This is a genomic window from Streptomyces anulatus (genome assembly GCF_014650675.1).
GTDB lineage: Bacteria > Actinomycetota > Actinomycetes > Streptomycetales > Streptomycetaceae > Streptomyces > Streptomyces anulatus.
The window spans coordinates 263,486-283,009 of record NZ_BMVK01000006.1; the positions used below are offsets into that span (position 1 = coordinate 263,486).

General features: G+C 71.6%; 18 protein-coding genes. 10 read left to right on the plus strand and 8 right to left on the minus strand.

The window, feature by feature from the left end; all coding sequences use genetic code 11:
• Positions 1 to 101: 101 nt before the first annotated feature.
• Both IE272_RS17630 and IE272_RS17635 read right to left on the minus strand, forming a co-directional pair.
• Entirely contained in the window at positions 102 to 2,723 is a 2,622-nt protein-coding gene (locus IE272_RS17630) for an ABC transporter permease/substrate binding protein (protein ID WP_190007243.1), read from the minus strand.
• On the minus strand, positions 2,716 to 3,792 hold the full coding sequence (locus IE272_RS17635) for a quaternary amine ABC transporter ATP-binding protein (RefSeq protein ID WP_190007244.1): 1,077 nt from the start codon (positions 3,790 to 3,792) through the stop codon (positions 2,716 to 2,718). The genes IE272_RS17630 and IE272_RS17635 overlap by 8 nt, the downstream gene beginning before the upstream one ends.
• A gap of 319 nt (positions 3,793 to 4,111) precedes the next feature.
• Between IE272_RS17635 and IE272_RS17640 the strand changes: the two genes are divergently transcribed.
• Both IE272_RS17640 and IE272_RS17645 read left to right on the plus strand, forming a co-directional pair.
• A complete protein-coding gene (locus IE272_RS17640) occupies positions 4,112 to 5,020 on the plus strand; it encodes a 5'-3' exonuclease (RefSeq protein WP_032794038.1) in 909 nt (302 codons plus the stop codon).
• A gap of 51 nt (positions 5,021 to 5,071) precedes the next feature.
• Positions 5,072 to 5,923: a siderophore-interacting protein gene (locus IE272_RS17645; protein ID WP_190007245.1), complete on the plus strand. Its 852-nt coding sequence runs from the start codon at positions 5,072 to 5,074 to the stop codon at positions 5,921 to 5,923.
• Between the two features lie 271 nt (positions 5,924 to 6,194).
• Here the strand turns inward: IE272_RS17645 and IE272_RS17650 are convergent, their stop codons facing one another.
• Positions 6,195 to 6,956 (minus strand): MerR family transcriptional regulator, encoded by a 762-nt coding sequence (locus IE272_RS17650; RefSeq protein ID WP_190007246.1) that lies wholly within the window; start codon positions 6,954 to 6,956, stop codon positions 6,195 to 6,197.
• A gap of 115 nt (positions 6,957 to 7,071) precedes the next feature.
• Here IE272_RS17650 and IE272_RS17655 point away from each other — a divergent pair, with 115 nt between their 5' ends.
• From IE272_RS17655 to IE272_RS17675, 5 genes are all read left to right on the plus strand, one after another.
• Positions 7,072 to 8,037 carry a hypothetical protein gene (locus tag IE272_RS17655; protein WP_073745390.1) on the plus strand — a complete coding sequence of 322 codons (966 nt, stop codon included), beginning with the start codon at positions 7,072 to 7,074 and terminating at the stop codon, positions 8,035 to 8,037.
• Positions 8,034 to 8,471 (plus strand): ABA4-like family protein, encoded by a 438-nt coding sequence (locus IE272_RS17660; protein WP_007458008.1) that lies wholly within the window; start codon positions 8,034 to 8,036, stop codon positions 8,469 to 8,471. Before IE272_RS17655 ends, IE272_RS17660 begins: the two co-directional genes overlap by 4 nt.
• Positions 8,472 to 8,584: 113 nt before the next feature.
• The gene (locus IE272_RS17665; protein WP_032794045.1) at positions 8,585 to 9,169 is read left to right on the plus strand and encodes a sigma-70 family RNA polymerase sigma factor; all 585 of its coding nucleotides are present in this window, start codon (positions 8,585 to 8,587) and stop codon (positions 9,167 to 9,169) included.
• On the plus strand, positions 9,166 to 9,918 hold the full coding sequence (locus IE272_RS17670; protein ID WP_190007247.1) for an anti-sigma factor: 753 nt from the start codon (positions 9,166 to 9,168) through the stop codon (positions 9,916 to 9,918). The genes IE272_RS17665 and IE272_RS17670 overlap by 4 nt, the downstream gene beginning before the upstream one ends.
• Positions 9,919 to 9,965: 47 nt before the next feature.
• A complete protein-coding gene (locus tag IE272_RS17675; protein ID WP_190007248.1) occupies positions 9,966 to 11,333 on the plus strand; it encodes a cryptochrome/photolyase family protein in 1,368 nt (455 codons plus the stop codon).
• Between the two features lie 71 nt (positions 11,334 to 11,404).
• On the opposite strand, the gene IE272_RS17680 is transcribed toward IE272_RS17675, so the two are convergent.
• Genes IE272_RS17680 through IE272_RS17700 form a run of 5 tightly spaced genes read right to left on the minus strand, consistent with a single transcriptional unit; the run spans position 11,405 to position 16,836 of the window.
• Positions 11,405 to 12,208 (minus strand): DUF1295 domain-containing protein, encoded by an 804-nt coding sequence (locus IE272_RS17680; protein WP_057661730.1) that lies wholly within the window; start codon positions 12,206 to 12,208, stop codon positions 11,405 to 11,407.
• Positions 12,205 to 13,557, minus strand: a complete 1,353-nt coding sequence (locus IE272_RS17685; RefSeq protein ID WP_190007249.1) for a class I SAM-dependent methyltransferase — start codon at positions 13,555 to 13,557, stop codon at positions 12,205 to 12,207. The genes IE272_RS17680 and IE272_RS17685 overlap by 4 nt, the downstream gene beginning before the upstream one ends.
• Positions 13,554 to 14,819 carry an SAM-dependent methyltransferase gene (locus IE272_RS17690; protein ID WP_050359475.1) on the minus strand — a complete coding sequence of 422 codons (1,266 nt, stop codon included), beginning with the start codon at positions 14,817 to 14,819 and terminating at the stop codon, positions 13,554 to 13,556. The genes IE272_RS17685 and IE272_RS17690 overlap by 4 nt, the downstream gene beginning before the upstream one ends.
• Positions 14,816 to 15,538, minus strand: coding sequence for a DUF1365 domain-containing protein (locus IE272_RS17695; protein ID WP_190007250.1), 723 nt, complete (start codon positions 15,536 to 15,538; stop codon positions 14,816 to 14,818). The genes IE272_RS17690 and IE272_RS17695 overlap by 4 nt, the downstream gene beginning before the upstream one ends.
• Positions 15,535 to 16,836: an NAD(P)/FAD-dependent oxidoreductase gene (locus IE272_RS17700; protein ID WP_190007251.1), complete on the minus strand. Its 1,302-nt coding sequence runs from the start codon at positions 16,834 to 16,836 to the stop codon at positions 15,535 to 15,537. Before IE272_RS17700 ends, IE272_RS17695 begins: the two co-directional genes overlap by 4 nt.
• A gap of 310 nt (positions 16,837 to 17,146) precedes the next feature.
• Here IE272_RS17700 and IE272_RS17705 point away from each other — a divergent pair, with 310 nt between their 5' ends.
• From IE272_RS17705 to IE272_RS17715, 3 genes are all read left to right on the plus strand, one after another.
• Entirely contained in the window at positions 17,147 to 17,794 is a 648-nt protein-coding gene (locus tag IE272_RS17705; protein ID WP_073745408.1) for a fasciclin domain-containing protein, read from the plus strand.
• A gap of 115 nt (positions 17,795 to 17,909) precedes the next feature.
• The gene (locus tag IE272_RS17710) at positions 17,910 to 18,869 is read left to right on the plus strand and encodes an ADP-ribosylglycohydrolase family protein (RefSeq protein WP_190007252.1); all 960 of its coding nucleotides are present in this window, start codon (positions 17,910 to 17,912) and stop codon (positions 18,867 to 18,869) included.
• A gap of 129 nt (positions 18,870 to 18,998) precedes the next feature.
• Positions 18,999 to 19,436 (plus strand): SPW repeat protein, encoded by a 438-nt coding sequence (locus IE272_RS17715; RefSeq protein ID WP_073960257.1) that lies wholly within the window; start codon positions 18,999 to 19,001, stop codon positions 19,434 to 19,436.
• The last annotated feature ends 88 nt before the right edge of the window (positions 19,437 to 19,524 follow it).

Below are 19,524 nucleotides of genomic sequence, written 5' to 3' on the forward strand. Positions count from 1 at the left end.
GCACGACGTCCGGTAAACGACCCCCGGGCAGCCGGAAGGGGTGGCCCCGCCCGAAGGCGGGGGCCACCCCTTTCGACCTGTGCTTTCGTGCCCGTGGGCCCCTACTGGGGCGCCACGGTGTCCGCGATGCCCGGGTTGTCGTCCATCCAGGCCTTCACGGCTTCCTCCTCGTGACCCACGCCGCGCTTCTGGATCTCGTTCTCCAGTCCGCCGAGCTGCTCCTCGGTGAGCTTGAAGTCCTTGAACCACTTCGTCAGCTGCGGGTACTGCTTCGGGAACTCCTTGGAGGCGATGGTGTGCAGCCGGTCGCCCTCACCGAACGCCTTCTTCGGGTCCTTCAGCTTGGTCATGCCGTACTCGTTGTACGCCCAGTGCGGGGTCCAGAGCAGGACCGCGATGGGCTCCTTCTTGGCGTACGCGCGCTTCAGCTCGGCCAGCATGCCGGGCGTGGAGGAGTCGAGGACCTCGTACTCCTTGTCCAGGCCGTAACTCGGCAGAACGTTCTTCTTGAGGTTCTCCATGGTGGCGGTGCCGGGCTCGATGCCGACGATCCGGCCCTTGAAGTCGGAGCCCTTGCCCTTGAGGTCGTCGAGGGTCTTGACGTCCTTGACGTAGTCGGGGACGGCGACCTCGATGGAGGTCGGCCCGTACCAGGAGCCGATATCGGTCAGCTTGTCGCCGTACTTGTCCCAGTAATTCTTCTGGGTGTACGGCAGCCAGCCGTCGAACTGCACGTCGATCTGGCCGCGTGACATCGCGGCGTACATCGGGCCGACCTCGAACTGCTTGAGGTTGATCTTGTAGCCGCGCTCCTCCAGGACCGCCTTCCACAGGTACGTGGCGGCGATGTCCTCCTCCCAGGGGAACCAGGCGACCTCGACGGCACGGTCACGCTCGTCCTTGCCGCCGTCGGCCTTGGCGTCCTTCGGGACCGGGGACCACTTGTCGGCAACGCCCGGGTTGTCCTTCAGCCAGGTGCGGACGGCTTCCTGCTCCTTGCCGGAGCCGGACTTCTGGATCTGGGCCTCAAGGCTGGTGAGCTGCTTCTCGCTCATCTTGAAGTCCTTGAGCCACTTGCTGACCACGGGGTTCTCGGCGGAGAAGCCCTTGCGCGCCAGGGTGTGGACGCCGTCGCCCTTGCCCCAGAGACCCTTGGGGTCCTTGAGCTTGGTGAGGTCGTACTCGTTGTACGCCCAGTGCGGCGACCAGAGCGGAACGACGATCGGCTCCTTCTTGGCGTACGCGCGCTTCAGCTCGGCCAGCATGGACGGCGTGGAGCCGTCGATGAGCTTGTACTCCTTGTCCAGGCCGTAGCCCGGCAGCAGCTTGTCCTTGAGCAGGCCCATCTCGCCGGCGCTCGGCTCGATGCCGACGATCCGGCCCTTGAACTCGGACGCCCGGCCCTTCAGGTCGTCCATGGTCTGGACGTCCTTCATGTACGCGGGGACGGCGAGCTCCAGCGAGGTCGGGGCGTACCACGCGCCGAGGTCCTCCAGGCGGTCCTTGTACTTCGCCCAGTAGCTGGCGTGGGTGACCGGCAGCCAGGAGTCGGTCTGGAAGTCGATCTGCCCGTTGGCCATACCGGTGTACAGCGCGCCGGCCTCGTACTGCTTGACGTCGACCTCGAAGCCGCGCTGCTCCAGCATCTCCTTCCAGAGGAACGTGGAGGCGATGCCCTCGTCCCACGGGATGTAGCCGATGCTGACCTTCTTGCCGTCGCCGATCTGCGCGGCCTTGCCCGCGGTGTCGTCCTTGGAGCCGCCGAACATGCTCATGCTGCCCGCGACGAGCGCGAGGACGACGATGCCGACGGCCGCGATGCGGGGCTGCGGACGGTAGGTCCAGATCTTCCAGCCGTCCGCCATGGCCTGGGCCTTGGCGACCGCGCGGCGGCCCAGCGGGGAGACCTCGGTGCCCAGCGCGCCGGTCATCCGGTCCAGGTACATGGCAAGGATGACGATGGAGATGCCCGCCTCGAAGCCGAGGCCGACGTCGACGTTGCCGATGGCGCGGTAGACGGAGCCGCCGAGGCCGCCGCCGCCGACCATGCCCGCGATGACGACCATGGACAGGCCGAGCATGATGACCTGGTTGATTCCGGCCATGATCGTGGGCAGGGCGAGCGGCAGCTGAACGCGCAGCAGGGTGTTGCGCGAGGTGGTGCCGAAGGCCTCGGCCGCCTCGACGAGTTCGCCGTCGACCTGGCGGATGCCGAGTTCGGTCATCCGGACGCCCGGGGGCAGCGCGAAGATGATGGTGGCGATGATGCCGGGGACCACGCCGACGCCGAAGAAGATGACCCCGGGGATCAGGTAGACCATGGCGGGCATGGTCTGCATGAAGTCCAGGACCGGCCGGGTGATCGCGCTGACCGTCCTGGACCGCGAGGCCCAGATGCCCAGCGGCACGGCGATGACCAGGGTGACCAGGGTCGCGACGAGCACCAGGGTGAGGGTGTCCATCGCTTCGTCCCACAGTTCGACGGAGTCGATGAGGGCGAACCCGACGAAGGTGAGCAGTGCCGCGGGCAGGCCGCGCAGCCACCAGGCGATGACGGCGACGATGCCCGCGAAGAGCAGCGGCGCGGGGGCGGACAGGACGGCGGCTATGCCGTCGAACATGCCGCTGACGATGGAGCTGATGGCGTCGAAGAGCCAGGCGAGGTGGGTCTGCAGCCAGTCGACCGCGGAGTCGACCCATTCGCCGAGGGGGAGCCTAAACACTGGCCACCTTCTTCACGCCGTCCGCTGCCGCGGACTCGGTGTCGCGGGGGGCCTCGGCCGGGGTCATCGGCTCGCCGAGGACGGCGAGCAGCCGGGAGCTGGGGACGACGCCGACGAGCTTGCCCTTGGCGTCGGTCACGGCGACCGGGTTCGAGCTCTGCGAGCAGGGCGTGAACAGGTCGATGATCGGCGTGGACTCCGGGACCGTGGCGGGGGCCGCGGCCAGCACGTCCTGCGAGGTGCGCAGTTCCTTGCCGTCCGACGCCTTCGTGCCCATCACGGTGTGCGCCTCGGCCATGATCGCGCCCGCGGTGAGCACCCGGGAGCGGTCGACATCCTGGGTGAAGGAGGCGACGTAGTCGTTGGCCGGGGTGACGAGGATGTCCTCGGCGGTGCCGAGCTGGACGATCTCTCCGTCGCGCATGACGGCGATCCGGTCGCCCAGGCGCATGGCCTCGTTGAGGTCGTGGGTGATGAAGACGATGGTCTTCTTCAGGCGCTTCTGGAGCTCCAGGAGCTGGTCCTGCATGTCACGGCGGATCAGCGGGTCGAGCGCGCTGAAGGACTCGTCCATGAGCAGCAGGTCGGCGTCGGTGGCCAGCGCGCGGGCGAGGCCCACGCGCTGCTGCATACCGCCGGACAGCTCGTCGGGCCAGGACTTCTCCCAGCCTTCGAGGCCGGTCATCCGCAGCGCCTCGGCGGCGCGCACCTCGCGGGCCTCACGCGCCACGCCCTGGACCTCCAGGCCGTACGCGGCGTTCTCCAGGACGCTCCGGTGGGGGAAGAGCGCGAAGTGCTGGAACACCATGCTGATCTTGGTGGAGCGGACGTGCCGCAGCTCGCGGGGGCTCAGGGCGGTCAGGTCCTGGCCGTCGAACAGCACCCGGCCCGCGGTGGGGTCGAGCAGACCGTTGAGCATCCGCAGCAGGGTGGACTTGCCCGAGCCGGACAACCCCATGACGACGAAGATCTGCCCCGGCTCCACGGTGAACGAGGCGTCGATCACCGCTGCGGTCGTTCCCTCGGCGCGCAACTCGTCGCGGTCGGAGCCGCTCTCGAGCTTCCGCACTGCTTCATCGGGTCGTCTTCCGAAGACTTTGTACAAGTGTTCGGCTTGCAGCCTGGACACATACACCTCACGCGTTGAACCGAAAACGGTCTGCCACCCCCTCCGGCAGACCGTGGAGCGGTGCGGGTTCTGTCCGCGTGGCACATGCACTAGTTGAAAATGCGACGTGGTTCGCTCCGATGGCGCGCCTGCCCTCGCTTACACAGCCCAAACACAACAGTGACCCAGGTCACCGACCTGCGACGGAGCGATAGTAAGCGGTTACCCGGAGCGACTGTGGGTGCGGTGGGGCATCATCGGGTCTGTGACGCGACGCCTGATGCTCCTCGACACCGCCTCCCTCTACTTCCGCGCCTACTTCGGCGTGCCCGATTCGGTGCGCGCGCCGGACGGTACGCCGGTGAACGCCGTGCGCGGCCTCCTCGACTTCATCGGCCGCCTGGTGCAGGACCATCGGCCGGACGATCTGGTCGCCTGCTGGGACAACGACTGGCGTCCGCAGTGGCGGGTCGACCTGATCCCGACCTACAAGGCGCACCGGGTCGCCGAGGAGACGCCCGCCGGACAGACGGACGAGGAGGAGATCCCCGACACGCTGTCCCCGCAGGTCCCGATCATCGAGGACGTGCTGGCGGCGCTCGGGATCGCCCGGGTCGGCGTCACGCCGTACGAGGCGGACGACGTCATCGGCACCCTCACGGGGCGGGCGACCGGGCCGGTGGACATCGTCACGGGCGACCGCGACCTGTATCAGCTGGTCGACGACGCCCGCCAGGTGCGCGTGCTCTACCCGCTCAAGGGCGTCGGCACCCTCCAGGTGACCGACGAGGCGTGGCTGCGCGAGAAGTACGGCGTGGACGGCGCGGGCTACGTCGACCTGGCGCTGCTCCGGGGCGACCCGAGCGACGGGCTCCCGGGCGTCCCCGGCATCGGCGAGAAGACGGCGGCGAAGCTGCTGGACGCGTACGGCGACCTCGCCGGGATCATGGCGGCGGTGGACGACCCGAAGGCGAAGCTGACCCCGTCGCAGCGCAAGCGGCTGGACGAGTCGCGCGCCTATGTCGCCGTCGCGCCGAAGGTGGTCCGGGTGGCCGGGGACGTCCCCCTGCCCGACTTCGATCCGTCACTGCCGCGCGAGCCGCGCGACCCGGCCGCCCTGGAGGCGCTGGCGGAGCAGTGGGGGCTCGGCGGAGCACTTCAGCGACTCCTGACCACCCTTCAGCACTGAGGTGTTAACTTAGGCATACCTAAGCTCACGTTTCGAACCAGGGAGTACCTCGTGGCAGAGCGGCCGGCCCGGCAGGGACCCACGGCTCAGGGGGCGCAGGTCGTGCGCACCGAGCAGATCACCCCGCACATGGTCCGGGTGGTCCTCGGCGGCGAAGGGCTCGCGGACTTCACCCTCTCCGGCTTCACCGACCACTACATCAAGCTGTGCTTCGCGCCCGAGGGCGCGGACTACGCGCACCCGTTCGACATGGCCGCGATCCGGGAGCGGTACCCGCGCGAGCTGTGGCCCACCACCCGTACGTACACGGTGCGCTCGTGGGACCCGGTCGCCCGGGAGATGGCCGTCGACTTCGTCGTGCACGGCGACGCGGGCCTCGCGGGTCCGTGGGCGCAGCGGGCCCGGGTGGGCGAGCAGGTGACCTTCCTCGGCCCCGGCGGCGGTTACGGCCCCGAGGCGTCGGCGGACTGGCATCTGCTGGTCGGCGACGAGAGCGCGCTGCCGGCGATCGCGGCGGCGCTGGAGCAGATGCCGTCGGGTGCGCTGGTGCACGCCTTCGTGGAGGTGTCGGACGCCTCCGAGGAGCAGAAGATCGTGACGCCCGACGGGGTGGCCGTGACCTGGCTGCACCGCGGCGACCGGCCCGTCGGCGAGCTGCTGACCGCCGCCGTGAAGGGGCTGGACTTCCCGGAGGGCCAGGTCCAGGCCTTCGTGCACGGGGAGGCGGGCTTCGTGAAGGAGATCCGCCGGTATCTGCGCATGGAGCGCGAGATCCCGCTGTCGCAGCTGTCGATCTCGGGCTACTGGCGTCTCGGCCAGAACGACGACGCCTGGCGCGCCGTGAAGCGCGAGTGGAACGAGCAGGTGGAGCGGGAGCAGGAGAGCGGCACGACCGCCGCGTAGCACCCACCCCGGCGTCGGCCCCGCCCGGAGCCACCGGGCCACCGGCCGGACCCCGCCTCGGTCGCCGGGGCAGCCCCGGTCACCCCGGTCACCCCGGTCACCCCGGTCGCCCCGGCGAGCAGACCACCGGACCCCGTCCACCGCACTGCGGCGGGCGGGGTCCGCGCGTCGGGGGTGCGACGGACGGGCCCCGGCGCGGCCCGCACTCCGGGGCCGCCACGCACGCCCACCGGGTCGCCCACCGGCCCGCCCACCGGGTCCACCCCCGGCTTCAGGCGTCCGGAGGGCCCGCCTCCGGACCACCGGTACCGGCACCGCCCCCGCCCTTGCGCTCGTCCCCGCCCCCACGCCCGCCCCCGTCCTCAGCGCCGGAGCCCTCCCGCTCGACCGGGCCGGAGAGGTACTCAGGGGACTCGAAGCGGCGGAAGGACACATCGATGTGCGCCAGCCTCCGCAGCGCGCCGAACATCGCCTCGCCGAGGACGGTCCCGACGACGACGCTCTCGACCAGGTCCTCGCGGGCCACCCGCCGCTGTACGTAGTCGAGGTCGGCGCGGGCGACCGGCTCGGCGGCATCCGCGTAGACGTCCAGCAGGTCGATGTATCCGCCGTGCCCGGCCCTGCGCAGCGCGGACAGCACTCCCGCCAGCGACTCGGCGGCGGGACCCCGCTCGTCGGCCTGCCAGTCGCGCCGCCGCAGCAGTGCCGCCACCTCCTCCCGCGCGTCCTCCAGTTCGGGACCCGCCCCCTCCTCGCCGGCCGGCGTGACGCCGTCCGCCGCGACGCCGAGCACCTTGTGCACGGGCTGTTCGGGGTCGTCCATCGCTTCCAGGACCTCGCCGATGGCGGCGAGCGAGAGGCCGCCGACGTCCAGCAGCGCCCGGATCAGGCGCAGCCTGCGCTCATGTCCGGGGCTGTAGTGCGCCTGGTTCGGGCTGGTCAACTCCCCTGCCGACAGAAGCCCTTCACGTAGGTAGTACTTGATCGTCGGTACCGGAACCCCGGACCTGCGACTCAATTCACCGATGCGCACCGCGTGTTCGCCCTTTCGCCCTTGCCAGAAACCGCACTCATCATAGATAGTCCCTCTATCGGATAGCGGACAGTGCGACTATCCATACAGATCACATCATCACAGGGGGTCTCTCATGTCGTCATGGCGTTCCTGGCATCGCCCATTAGTCGTCTTCTCCGCCGCGATGGCCATTCTGGCCCTCGTTTCCGCCGTGGGCCTCGTGGTCGACGACCGGGTCCTGGTGGGCGCGCCGATCTGGGCGAAGCCGTTCAAGTTCGCCGTGTCCTTCGCCGCGTACTGCCTGACCCTGGCCTGGATGCTGACCCACCTCACCCGGGGGGTGCGGACCGGCCGGTGGGCGGGGCACGTCGTCGTGCTGACGAGCCTGGGCGAGATGGTGCTGATCACGGTGCAGGTCGTCCGGGGCCGGCGCAGCCACTTCAACTCCGCCACTCCCCTCGACGCGGCGCTGTGGGACGCGATGGGGCAGACCGTCGTCGTCCTGTGGGCGGCGACCCTGGTGATAGCCGTCCTGCTGCTGCGCACCCGTATCGCCGACCGGGCAACGGCCCTGGCCATCCGGGGCGGGGTGCTGATCGCCCTGGCCGGCGCGGCCCTCGGCTTCCTGATGACGCTGCCGAGCGAGAGCCAGCGGGCAGCGGGCAACCTCGACACCGCCGACATCATCGGCGCGCACTCCGTGGGCGTACCGGACGGCGGCCCGGCCATGCCGCTGACCGGCTGGTCGACGACCGGCGGCGATCTGCGGGCCCCGCACTTCGTGGGCATGCACGCCCTCCAACTGCTGCCGCTCCTCCTGATCGCCCTGGTGCTCCTCGCGCCCCGCTTCGCCCGGCTGCGTGACGCCGGGGTGCGGCTGCGTCTCGTGCGGGTCGCCGTGGGCGGCTACGCAGCGCTCGTCGCGCTCATCACCTGGCAGGCGCTCCGGGGCCAGCCCCTGATCCACCCGGACGGGGCCACGCTGGCCGCCGCCGGAGTCCTCCTCGCGGCGGTGGCGTGCGGGGCATGGAGCGCGTTGCGCCCGGCCGCCCCCGCCCGCCCGTCCCGCACCGCCGACCGCAAGGAGCCCGTGGCATGACCGGCGCACTCTTCGAGATCACGTTCTATCTGGCCGCCCCGTTCTGGCTGCTGATGATCTTCGCCCCCACCTGGTCCGGCACCGCCCGCGTCGTCGCCTCACCGCTGACCGTGCTGCCCGTGCTCGCCGTTTACGTCGTCATGGCCGTGCCGGTGTTCCCGGAGCTCTGGACGGCGGTGAGCAGTCCGGACATCGACACCTTCCGTGATCTGACGGCTCTGGCCGGCGGAGCGGGGGCCATCTGGGCGCAGGTGATCGCCTGGGACCTGCTGCTCGGGCAGTGGATGTACCTCCAGAGCCGGAAGCTGGGGCTCTCGCCGCTGCTGATGGGGCCGCTGCTGGTCCTGACGATCCTGCTGTCGCCGTTCGGGCTGCTGATCTTCCTCGCCGTGCGCGCCGTCCGCCTGCGACGACGCGCGACGCCCGCCGGCTGAGTCGCGCCCTCCCGGGGCCCCGTCTGGAAAGATCGCGGGCATCCGACCAATCCGTACGGTCCTCGGCTCCGAATCACTGCCGGAAGCGACGATCGGCCCGGGAGGAAACCCGCGTGAAGGAAGCCGTACACATCAGTGGGGTGCCCGCACCAGGCCCCGATCTCCAGGAACTCCTGGTGCGGGTGGCGCGGGGCGACCAGGACGCGTTCGCCGGGGTGTACGACGCGGTGAGCGGACCCGTGCTCGGCCTGGTGCGCAGCGTGCTCCGCGATCCGGCCCAGTCGGAGGAAGTGGCGCAGGAGGTGCTGGTGGAGGTGTGGCGCACGGCGCCGCGCTTCCGGGCCTCCCGGGGCAGCGCGATGAACTGGGTGCTGACCGTGGCCCACCACCGGGCCGTCGACCGGGTCCGCTCGGCCGAGTCCGCTGCCGCCCGGGAGCACAAGGCGGCGCTGCTGGACCGGACGCCCGCCTTCGACGAGGTGTCGGAACAGGTCGAGAGCCGGTTGGAGAGAGAACAGGTACGGCGTTGTATGCGCACCCTGTCCGAGCTGCAACGGGAGTCGGTGACCCTGGCCTACTACCGGGGCCTGACCTACCGTGAGGTCTCCGAGCTGCTCGCCGTGCCGCTGGGCACCATCAAGACACGACTCCGCGACGGCCTCATCCGCCTCCGCGACTGCCTGGGGGTGAGCGCATGAACACGGCCGAACTGCACACGCTGACCGGGGCCTACGCCCTGCATGCGCTGCCGGATCCCGAACGGCAGGCCTTCGAGCGGCATCTGGAGGACTGCGAGGCCTGCACCCAGGAGGTGCGGGAGCTGTCGGCCACCGCCGCCCGGCTCGGCCTCGCCGTCGCCGAGACCCCGCCGCGTGAGCTGCGCGAGCGGGTGCTGCGGGAGATCGCGACCGTACGCCAGGAGGCTCCGGCGCACGGCGGACGGGAGCGGACCGGCGGGGGCGGACGCACCGGTCGGTGGTACGCCTACGCGCTCGCCGCCTGTGTCGCCGCGGCCGCCGCGTTCGGCGGGGTAGCGGTCTGGCAGAACCAGGTGGCGCAGGACGCGCGGCAGGAGGCGGACCTGGCTCAGCGGCAGAACGAGCAGTTGGCCCAGGTGCTCTCCGCCCCGGACGCCAAGACCACTTCGGCCGAGCTGACCGGTGGCGCGCACGGCACCGTCGTCGTCTCGCGGAGCCAGAACCGTGCGGTGTTCCTGGCCTCGGGGATGGACCGGCCGCCGAGCGGCAAGGTCTACCAGATCTGGTTCAACGACGAGGGCACGATGCGCTCGGCCGGTCTGATGGACCCGAAGGCGAGCGACGACGCGGTCCTGCTGAACGGGCCGGTGGACCGGGCGTCCGGCATGGGCATCACGCTCGAACCCGCCGGCGGATCGGCCGAACCGACCTCGGAGCCGGTGGCGCTGATGGACTTCCCGACCGCCTGACCCTCACCCACGAATCACCCACGAACCATGCGAGGAGCGCCCGTTCCATGAGTGTCGCGGTGGTGCTGTTCACCTCCGATCTGCGTCTGCACGACAACCCGGTGCTGCGTGCCGCCCTGCGGGACGCGGACGAGGTCGTCCCGTTGTTCGTCCGGGACGACGCCGTCCACCGCGCCGGGTTCGACGCGCCCAACCGGCTGGCCTTCCTGGCGGACTGCCTGGCCGACCTGGACGCCGGACTCCGCCACCGGGGCGGCCGGCTGGTCGTGCGCCGGGGCGAGGCGGCCGCTGCCGTGAGGCGGGTGGCCGAGGAGACCGGGGCGGCCTCCGTGCACGTCGCCGCCGGGGTCAGCCGGTACGCGGCGCGGCGCGAGGAACGTATCCGGGAGGCTCTCGCGGGCACCGGGTGCGAGCTGCGCGCCCATGACGCGGTGGTCACCGCACTCGCTCCGGGCCGGGTGGTCCCGACAGGCGGCAAGGACCACTTCGCGGTGTTCACCCCGTACTTCCGCCGTTGGGAGGCGGAGGGAGTACGGGGCACACTGACCGCTCCCCGCACGGTGCGGGTGCCGGACGGTGTGGCGAGCGATCCGCTCCCGGACCGGGACACCGTCAAGAACCTCTCCCCCGGTCTCGCCCGGGGCGGCGAGGACGCGGGCCGCAAGCTGGTGACGTCCTGGCTGAACGGGCCGATGGCCGACTACGAGGCCGGCCACGACGACCTGGCCGGGGACGCGACGTCCCGGCTCTCCCCCCATCTGCACTTCGGTACGGTCTCCGCCGCCGAACTGGTGCACCGCGCGCGGGAGAAGGGCGGGCCCGGCGGCGAGGCGTTCGTACGGCAACTGGCCTGGCGCGACTTCCACCACCAGGTCCTCGCGGCCCGCCCCGACGCCTCCTGGTCCGACTACCGGCCGCGCCGGGACCGCTGGCGCTCCGACGAGGACGAGATCGACGCCTGGAGGACCGGGCGGACGGGGTATCCGCTGGTGGACGCGGCGATGCGGCAGCTGGCGCACGAGGGCTGGATGCACAACCGGGGCCGGATGCTGGCCGCGAGCTTCCTCACCAAGACGCTGTACGTGGACTGGCGGGTGGGCGCCCGGCACTTCCTGGACCTGCTGGTCGACGGCGACGTGGCGAACAACCAGCTCAACTGGCAGTGGGTGGCGGGCACCGGGACGGACACCCGGCCCAACCGGGTGCTCAATCCGGTGATCCAGGGCAAGCGCTTCGATCCGCGCGGTGCCTACGTACGGCGCTGGGTGCCGGAGCTGGCGGAACTGGAGGGGGCCGCGATCCACGAGCCCTGGAAGCTTCAGGGCCTGGACCGCGCGGGCCTGGACTACCCGGACCCGGTGGTGGACCTGGCCGAGGCGCGGTCCCGCTTCGAGCGCGCCCGCGGCCTGGACTGACCGTACGACGGCACGACGCACGAGGAGGGCCCCGTTCCGCAGACCGCGGAACGGGGCCCTCCTCGATGTGCTCAGGTCCGGCGCGGCGGCCGGGGGAAGAAGCCGCTCGTCCGCGCCACGTACGCGTCGAACCCGGGCCGGTCCGCCATATGACGCTCCAGCAGGGCCGCCCCGCTGCCCCGGGTCAGCAGGAAACTCATCACCAGGGGGGCGACGACGGTGGCGGCAGCGGCGGCCGGGGCCTGGCAGACGAAGAGGAAGAGGCCCCACCAGACGCAGAAGTCGCCGAAGTAGTTCGGGTGGCGGGTCCAGGACCACAGCCCCCGGTCCATGATCTTCCCCTGGTTGGCGGGGTCGGCCTTGAACCGGGCGAGCTGCGCGTCGCCGATCGCCTCGAAGGCCAGACCGACCGCCCACAGGACCACGCCCGCCCAGGCCCACCAGGCCAACGGCGCGGTGAGGTACTGCGCGGCCTGCACCGGGAGCGAGACCAGCCAGACCAGCGCGCCCTGGAGCAGATACACCTTGCGCAGGGCGTAGAGGTTCGGGTTGCCGGGAGCCTTGGCCAGCATCTTCGCGTAGCGCGGATCCTCGCCGTGGCCCCGGCCGCGCCGCCCGATGTGGATCGCGAGGCGCAGCCCCCAGATCACGGTCAGCGCGGTCACCAGGAGCCGTCGGCCGTCGTCGCCGTCGCCCGCCGACAGGCCGTAGGAGACCAGGGCGACGGCGGCGAACCCGATGCCCCAGGCGACGTCGACGATCCGGTGCATGCCCTTCTTCAGGGCGACGGCGAAGGTGACGAGCATGACGCCGAGCGCGGCGACGGCCGCGCCCGCGAGCCCGCTGGCGAACGCGGACCAGACGAAGCCGCTCACGGGCTCTCCTCCGGGGCGGCCGACGCGTACCAGTCGCGCCGGGTGGCCGGCATCGCGGCGGAGCCGACCGGGTCGGGCCGTACGGAGAGGATCTGGTCGACGCCCATCCGGCGTTCCTCGAACGCGAGGGCGCCGCCGACGAGGTAGAGCCGCCACACCCGCGCGGTCTCCTCCCCCACCAGCGCGACGAACTCCGCCCAGCGCTCCTCCAGGGTGCGACGCCAGGCCTCCACCGTCCGGACGTAGTGCTCGCGCAGCGATTCGACGTCACGCACCTCGAGACCGGCGCCCTCCAGCAGGGCGACGGTCTCGCCGAGCGGCCGCATGTGCATGTCGGGGGCGATGTAGGACTCGATGAACGCGCCGCCGCCCGGCGCGGTCGTCCCCCGGGACATCTGCTGGACCATGGCCCGGCCCCGCGGCCGCAGCGCGTCGTGGAGGATCGCGGTGAACGCCGGGTACTCGGCGTCCCCGACGTGCTCGCCCATCTCGATGGTCGACACGGCGTCGTACGCGCCCCGGGTCTCCGGTCGCCCCGCGATGTCCCGGTAGTCGATGTTCAGCACCTCGACGAGCTCGCCGAGGCCGCGTGCGGTGACCTGCTCCCGTACGTACGCGGCCTGTTCGGCGGCGAGGGTGACGGCGGTGACGCGGACGCCGTGGTGCTCGGCCGCGTACAGGGTCAGCGAACCCCAGCCGCAGCCGATGTCCAGCAGCCGTGCGCCGGGCCGCAGTCCGAGCTTGCGGCAGATCAGCTCCAGCTTGTCGCGCTGCGCGTCGGCGGGGCCGTAGCCGGGCGCGTCGCTGGTCCAGTAGCCGCAGGAGTACGCCATCGTCTCGTCGAGGAGCAGGGCGTAGAAGGCGTTGGACAGGTCGTAGTGGTGGCTGATCGCCGCCCGGTCGCGGGCCTTGCTGTGCAGGGTCCCGCGGAGTCCTGCGCGGGCGGCGGGGACCGGCGGCCGGGGGCCGACGGCGCCGAGGCGCAGGGCGAGGCCCGCCGCCCTGAGCCGGTCCGCGAGGGCGGGCTCGGGCGGGGTGAGGCCGCGGTCGCGCGCGGCGCGGCGCATGGCGCGCAGCCCGTCACCGAGGTCGGTGTCGAGGTCGATGTCGCCGGTGATGTAGGCCTCGGCGAGGCCGAGTTCGCCCGGCTCCCACAACAGCCGGCGCAGCGCTCTGCGGGTCCGCACATGGACGGTGGGGACGTCCCTGGGCCCGGTCTCGCTGCCGTCCCACATCCGTACCCGGACCGGCGGCGGGCCGCCGAGGAACCGCTCGATCAGCGGTTCGACGCGCTGGGCGGCACCGGTCGGGGTGCGCCGGGCGGGGGGCTTGGGTGCGGTCGTGGTCACGCGGTCTCCTCGCGGGTCAGCAGCAGTTGCTGCACATCGAGATAGCCGGAGCGGAAGCCCGCTTCGGAGTAGGCGAGATAGAAGGTCCACATCCGGCGGAAGACGGCGTCGAAGCCGAGGGCGTCGACCTCGGACGCCCGCTCGGTGAACCTTTCCCGCCACAGCCGGAGCGTCTCGGCGTAGTGCGCGCCGAAGCGGATGCGCTGCGTGGTGCGCAGGCGGGTGTGGCCGGTGGTGATCCGCTCCACGGCCTCGGTGGAGGGCAGGAGTCCGCCGGGGAAGATGTACTTCTGGATCCAGGTGTACGTCGAGCGGCTGGCGCGCAGCCGGTCGTCGGGCATGGTGATGGCCTGGAGGGCGATCCGGCCGCCGGGGGCGAGCAGCCGGTCCAGGGTCGCGAAGTACACCGGCCAGAACTCCTCTCCGACCGCCTCGACCATCTCGACGCTGACGATGGCGTCGTAGTCGCCGGTGACGTGGCGGTAGTCGCTGAGCCGCACCTCCACGCGGTCGGCGTACCCGGCCTCGCGGATCCGGGCGCGGGCCAGTTCGCGCTGTTCGGCGGAGAGGGTGACGGTGACGACCCGGGCGCCGCGGGCCGCCGCGCGGACGGCGAGTTCGCCCCAGCCGGTGCCGATCTCCAGGAGGCGGGTGCCCTCGGTCACTCCGGCGGCGTCCAGCAGCCGGTCGATCTTGCGGTGCTGGGCGGCGGGCAGCAGGTCGTGTTCGGCGGGGAAGCCGCGGAAGACGGCGGAGGAGTACGAGAGCGTCTCGTCGAGGAAGAGGGCGAACAGCTCGTTCGACAGGTCGTAGTGGTGGCTGATGTTGTCCCGGGAGCCTTCGGGGGTGTTCAGCTGCGTGGCGGGCCTGCGCAGCGCCCAGATGCCTCGCAGGCGTTGCAGCGACCGGGGGACGAGGTCGGCTGCGTTGTCGGCGAGCACGGTCAGCACGCCGACGAGGTCGGGCGCGTCCCACTCCCCCGCCATGTAGGACTCGCCGAAGCCGATGAGTCCGCTCGCGCCGATCCGCCGGAAGAAGGCGTCGGGGTCGTGGATGTCCATGAGCGGCCCGCCGAGGCCGATGTCCTCCCGGCCCGCGAGGCGGGCGCGCAGGGGAAGCCGGCCGAGCGCGTGGCGGACGATGCGTTCGGCGACGGCGCTCCGGGCGCGGGAGACCCGGGGCAGGGTGACGATGTCGGGCCAGCGCTCCGGGTCGGTCCCGGGGGTGTGTTCTGCCGGCAGCGCGGAGGTGGGCGCGGTCACTGCATGCCTTCCTTTGGACGGTGCGGGGGACGGGGTTGCACGGGGAGCCCGCGAAGGTAGAGCCGGATGCCGTGCAGGCGGATCGCGGCGGAGACGAGGAGGGTGGACAGCGGGTGGCGCAGGGCGAGGCGCACCAGCTCCCGGGGGCCGGCGGGCCGCCGGTCGCCCCGTACGGTCGCGGTGAACGGGCGGGCCCCGTCGCGCTCCAGATGGATGCTCAGGTCGAGCCGGGGCCCGGGCTCCGGCAGCCGCATCCGGTAGCCGCCGTCGACGGGGAAGAACGGCGAGACGTAGAACTCCTTCTCCGTCACGGCCCGGTCGTCCCCGTCGGGGCGCAGCAGGTAGCCGTGCCGTCCGCCGTAGGTGTTGTGCACCTCGGCGACGACGCAGAGGGGGCTGCCGTCGGCGCGGTGGCACCAGTAGACGGTGATCGGGTTGAAGACGTGTCCGAGGACCCGGGCCTGAGTGAGCATGGTGACGGTGCCGTCGCCGAGCTCGACGTCCCGGGCCCGCAGGAAGCGCTCCAGCCCGGCCCGGATGGTGGGTGCGGTGCCGCCGAAGTGGTCGCGGGGGTCGAACCGGGCCAGCGGCCGCAGGAGGCGCGGCAGCCGGGGCGGCCGGTCGGGGTCGATGAGCCACAGATACGTACGGTGCCGGAACGCGTACGTCGTCGGCCGGTTCCGTACGTGCGTGATGGTGCACGGATAGAGGGCGTTCACCACCTCACCCCCAGGGCCGCCGCGGCCTCGACGCCCGAACGGCAGCCGTCCTCGTGGAACCCCCAGCCGTGGTACGCCCCCGCGTAGGCGGTGACGGGACCGGACAGGGCCGGCAGCCGGTCCTGGGCCTCGACGGATTCGGGGGTGTAGACGGGGTGCTCGTAGACCATGCGGGCGCGCACGGAGGCGGGGTCGACCCGGTCGGAGCCGTTCAGCGTGACGACGAAGGTCTCGGGCGCGTCGAGCCGCTGGAGCCGGGTCATGTCGTAGCTGACGGTGACGCGGTCGGCGTCGGCGGCGCACGAGGGCATCAGGTAGTTCCAGGAGGCCCTGGCGCCCCGGGCGCGCGGCAGCAGCGTGGTGTCCGTGTGCAGCAGCGTCGGGTTGCGGGAGTAGCGGAACGCGCCGAGCGTGCCGCGCTCGGCGTCGGTCGGGTCGGTGAGCAGCCGCAGCGCCTGGTCGGGGTGGGTGGCGATGACGACGGAGTCGTACGGGGTTGTCGTGCCGTCCTCGGTGGTGACCTCGACGCCGTCCGCGTGCCGGGTGATCGCGCGTACCGGGGTCGCGGTGTGCACGGCGTCGAGCTGCTTGACGACGCGGTCGACATAGCTGCGGGACCCGCCGGTGACGGTGCGCCAGACCGGGGAGTCACCGATGGTGAGCATGCCGTGGTGGGCGAGGAACCGGAAGAGGTAGCGGGCCGGGTAGCGCAGGGCGGTGACCGGGTCGCAGGACCAGACGGCGGAGACCATGGGCGTGAGGAAGTGGGCGTGGAAGTAGGGCGAGAAGCGCCCGCGCCGGGCGAACTCCCCGAGCGTCATTCCGCTCGTCCCGCTCGCCCCGTTCTTCCCACTCGTCCCGCTCTCCGGCAGTTCCAGCAGGGCGCGCGCCGCACGGTGGAAGCGCGGCACCTCGGCGAGCATCCGCAGATAGGGGCCGCGCACGGCGGAGCGCGGCTGCGCGAAGAGCCCGGCGGGGCCACGCGCCCCCGCGTACTCCAGGCCGCAGCCCTCGCACCTCACGGACATCGACATCTCGGACTCCTGGGTGGCGACGCCCAGTTCGTCGAAGAGCCGCAGCAGACGGGGATAGGTCCGCCGGTTGTGCACGATGAACCCGGAGTCGACACGGTGCACCCGTCCGTCGGACGCACCCAGGTCGTGCGTGTGGGCGTGGCCTCCGACACGGTCCTCCGCCTCGTACAGCGTCACCTCGTGGGCGTTCCGGAGAACGTGGGCGGCGGTCAGTCCCGCCACTCCTGATCCGACCACGGCCGTCCGCCGTCGTTCCCCTGCCATTCCGGCTCCCTCCGGTTCTTCCACTCGGTCGGAGCCCTGTCGGAGTGCTCCTCGCCCTCCATTCGTAGCCGGTGGCCGCATGGATTGGTCGACAGGTGGATCTACTCCGAACGAGTGAATGAGGGCCCGGGACCAATCCACCGGCCGACCGGCGCCGAACCCCTTGTGTGAGAGCGGACCGGAACGAGTCGCGGATGGACGGGGCACTCCTGCCCCGGCAGTCCCGCTCGCCACATGGACCGCTCCCCCTACGACTCCTCTTCCTCTTCTCTGTCCCTTCGCACAAGACCTTCGATCCAGGAGAAACGCCATGAACACGCTCCTCTTCCGCCGCGCAGCCGTCGCCGTGTCCGCAGCCGCCGTACTGCCGCTGGCACTGACCGCCTGCTCGTCGGACGACTCCTCCAAGGACTCGGCCGCAGGCTCGACGCCCAGCGCGTCCGCCCCGGCGAGCCCCTCGGCCGACGAGTCGGCGACCATGGACGAGCCGTTCGGCCCGGCCTGTTCGTCGGTGCCGAAGGAAGGCGCGGGCTCGTTCGACGGCATGGCGAAGGACCCGGTCGCCACGGCCGCCTCGAACAATGAGGAGCTGTCGACGCTGGTGGCCGCCGTGAAGCAGGCGGGCCTGGTCGACACGCTCAACAACGCGGAGAACATCACGGTGTTCGCCCCGACCAACGACGCCTTCGCCAAGATCCCGAAGGCCGACCTGGACGCACTGCTGGCGAACAAGGCCGAGCTCACCAAGGTGCTCACCTACCACGTGGTGGGCGAGAAGCTGACGCCGCAGCAGCTGGAGAAGGGCTCCTTCGACACGCTGGAGAAGAGCAAGCTGACGACGGCCGGCTCGGGCGTCGAGTACACCGTGAACGACTCCTCGAAGGTCGTCTGCGGCAACGTCCCGACCGCCAACGCGACGGTCTACATCGTCGACACGGTCCTGATGCCCCCGAAGTAGCATCCACCCCGGTCCCCCACGGACGAGGGGCGGGGAGCCGCGGTACGCCGCGACTCCCCGCCCCTCGTCGTGCGGTGCAATGCCCTGAGGGCGGTCCCGCCCTTAGCCTGACGGTATGACGCACCGTGAATCCGTGGCCCGCGCCGACCGCGTGGCCGGAGCCGTGGTCGGGTCCGCCGTCGGGGACGCGCTCGGCGCCCCGTTCGAGTTCGGCCCCGCCGGAGTGTTCACCGCCCGCTTCCCGGACGGCGTCGGGGCGCTGTGCGGGGGCGGCGGCTGGGACCCTGGCGAGGCGACGGACGACACGCAGATGGCCGTGCTGGTCGGGGAGTCGCTGCTGGAGCGGGGCGGCCCGGACCTGCCGGACGTGTTCGACCGGTTCCGGCGGTGGGCCGCGGGCGGGCCGAAGGACATCGGCCTCCAGACCGAGGACGTGCTGACCAACGGCGAGCCGTGGGACCTGGCGGCGGCCCTGCACTTCCAGATCAACGGGCGGGCCGCGGGCAACGGTTCACTGATGCGGGCGACCACATCGGCGGTGTACTTCGCCCACGCGGGCCGCACGGCGACGATGGAGGCGGCCCGCCGGATCGCGGCGCTGACCCACGGCGACCGGGCGGCCTGGGAGGGCACCGCGGTCTTCCACGAGCTGATCCGGGTCGCGCTGGCGGGCGGGGACCCGCTCGCCGCCCTCCCCGGCACGCTGGCCGAGGTGCACGCCGACCACCGGGCCCGCTGGGCGACGGTGCTGGCGCCCGACTGGCACCCCGGCCTGGCGACCGAGTTCAACGGGGCGGTGTGGCCCTGCCTGGGCACGGCGCTCTGGGCGCTGCGCACCACGGACACCTTCGAGCGGGCCCTGGCGGCCGCCGTCGACGTGGGCGGGGACACCGACACGGTGGCAGCCGTGACGGGTGGCCTGGCAGGAGCGGTCCACGGCATCGGCGCTGTCCCCGCCCGCTGGACCGAGCCCCTGCACGTACCCCTGCCCGGCTACGGGGACCGCCGCCTGACCACGGGGGACCTTCTCACCCTGGCCGCCCGGCTGGACTCCGAAGGCCCCCGGAGGTCCTGAGAATCTCTTCCAGCAATACCGCCGGAAAAGTACACATAAGTGCCAGATAAGAGCACTATGGGGATGAGAGTGCCTGCCGCATCCATCCGCACGGCGGCGGGGCCCGCACGACGAAGGAGACGAGATCTCATGAGCAACGTCTCACACGCGAGGAGTGACATATCGGGCCACCCCGATGCCTCCGAAATGCGTGCGCGGTACGACCGGGTGATGGGCGGTCGCGATGTGGCGCTGGTGGACGCGCCGGTGTTCCTCGTCGGCCTCTACTGCGCCGTTTCCCCGTGGGTGCTCCACTTCACGGCCAGCCAGCCGGCCCTGGTCACGCACAACCTGGTCATGGGCATCGCCATCGCGGTGCTGGCTCTCGGCTTCACCGCGATGCCGGAGCGCATGTACGGCCTGAGCTGGGCGATCTGCGCCATGGGTGCGTGGATCATCGTGTCGACCTGGGTGGTGGGCAGCAGCCCGGACGCCGGGATCGTGATCAACAACATCATCGTCGGCGGCTTGACCGTACTGCTGGGCATGGTCTGCGCAGGAGCAGCGGCCAGAACCCGCAAGACCTGACCCCGCCGCACCCCGACAGCCCCGCCCCTCAGCCCCGGGCCTTCCAGCCCTCCGGCGCTTGAGGAGCGGGGTCCCGGGCGGAGCATCC

Bases quoted from the DNA above. Each gene is read 5' to 3' on its own strand.
- IE272_RS17700 (WP_190007251.1), bottom strand. From the start codon at position 16,836: ATGGCAGGGGAACGACGGCGGACGGCCGTGGTCGGATCAGGAGTGGCG.
- IE272_RS17705 (WP_073745408.1), top strand. From the start codon at position 17,147: ATGAACACGCTCCTCTTCCGCCGCGCAGCCGTCGCCGTGTCCGCAGCC.
- IE272_RS17655 (WP_073745390.1), top strand. From the start codon at position 7,072: ATGTCGTCATGGCGTTCCTGGCATCGCCCATTAGTCGTCTTCTCCGCC.
- IE272_RS17670 (WP_190007247.1), top strand. From the start codon at position 9,166: ATGAACACGGCCGAACTGCACACGCTGACCGGGGCCTACGCCCTGCAT.
- IE272_RS17710 (WP_190007252.1), top strand. From the start codon at position 17,910: ATGACGCACCGTGAATCCGTGGCCCGCGCCGACCGCGTGGCCGGAGCC.
- IE272_RS17715 (WP_073960257.1), top strand. From the start codon at position 18,999: ATGAGCAACGTCTCACACGCGAGGAGTGACATATCGGGCCACCCCGAT.
- IE272_RS17640 (WP_032794038.1), top strand. From the start codon at position 4,112: ATGCTCCTCGACACCGCCTCCCTCTACTTCCGCGCCTACTTCGGCGTG.
- IE272_RS17675 (WP_190007248.1), top strand. From the start codon at position 9,966: ATGAGTGTCGCGGTGGTGCTGTTCACCTCCGATCTGCGTCTGCACGAC.
- IE272_RS17660 (WP_007458008.1), top strand. From the start codon at position 8,034: ATGACCGGCGCACTCTTCGAGATCACGTTCTATCTGGCCGCCCCGTTC.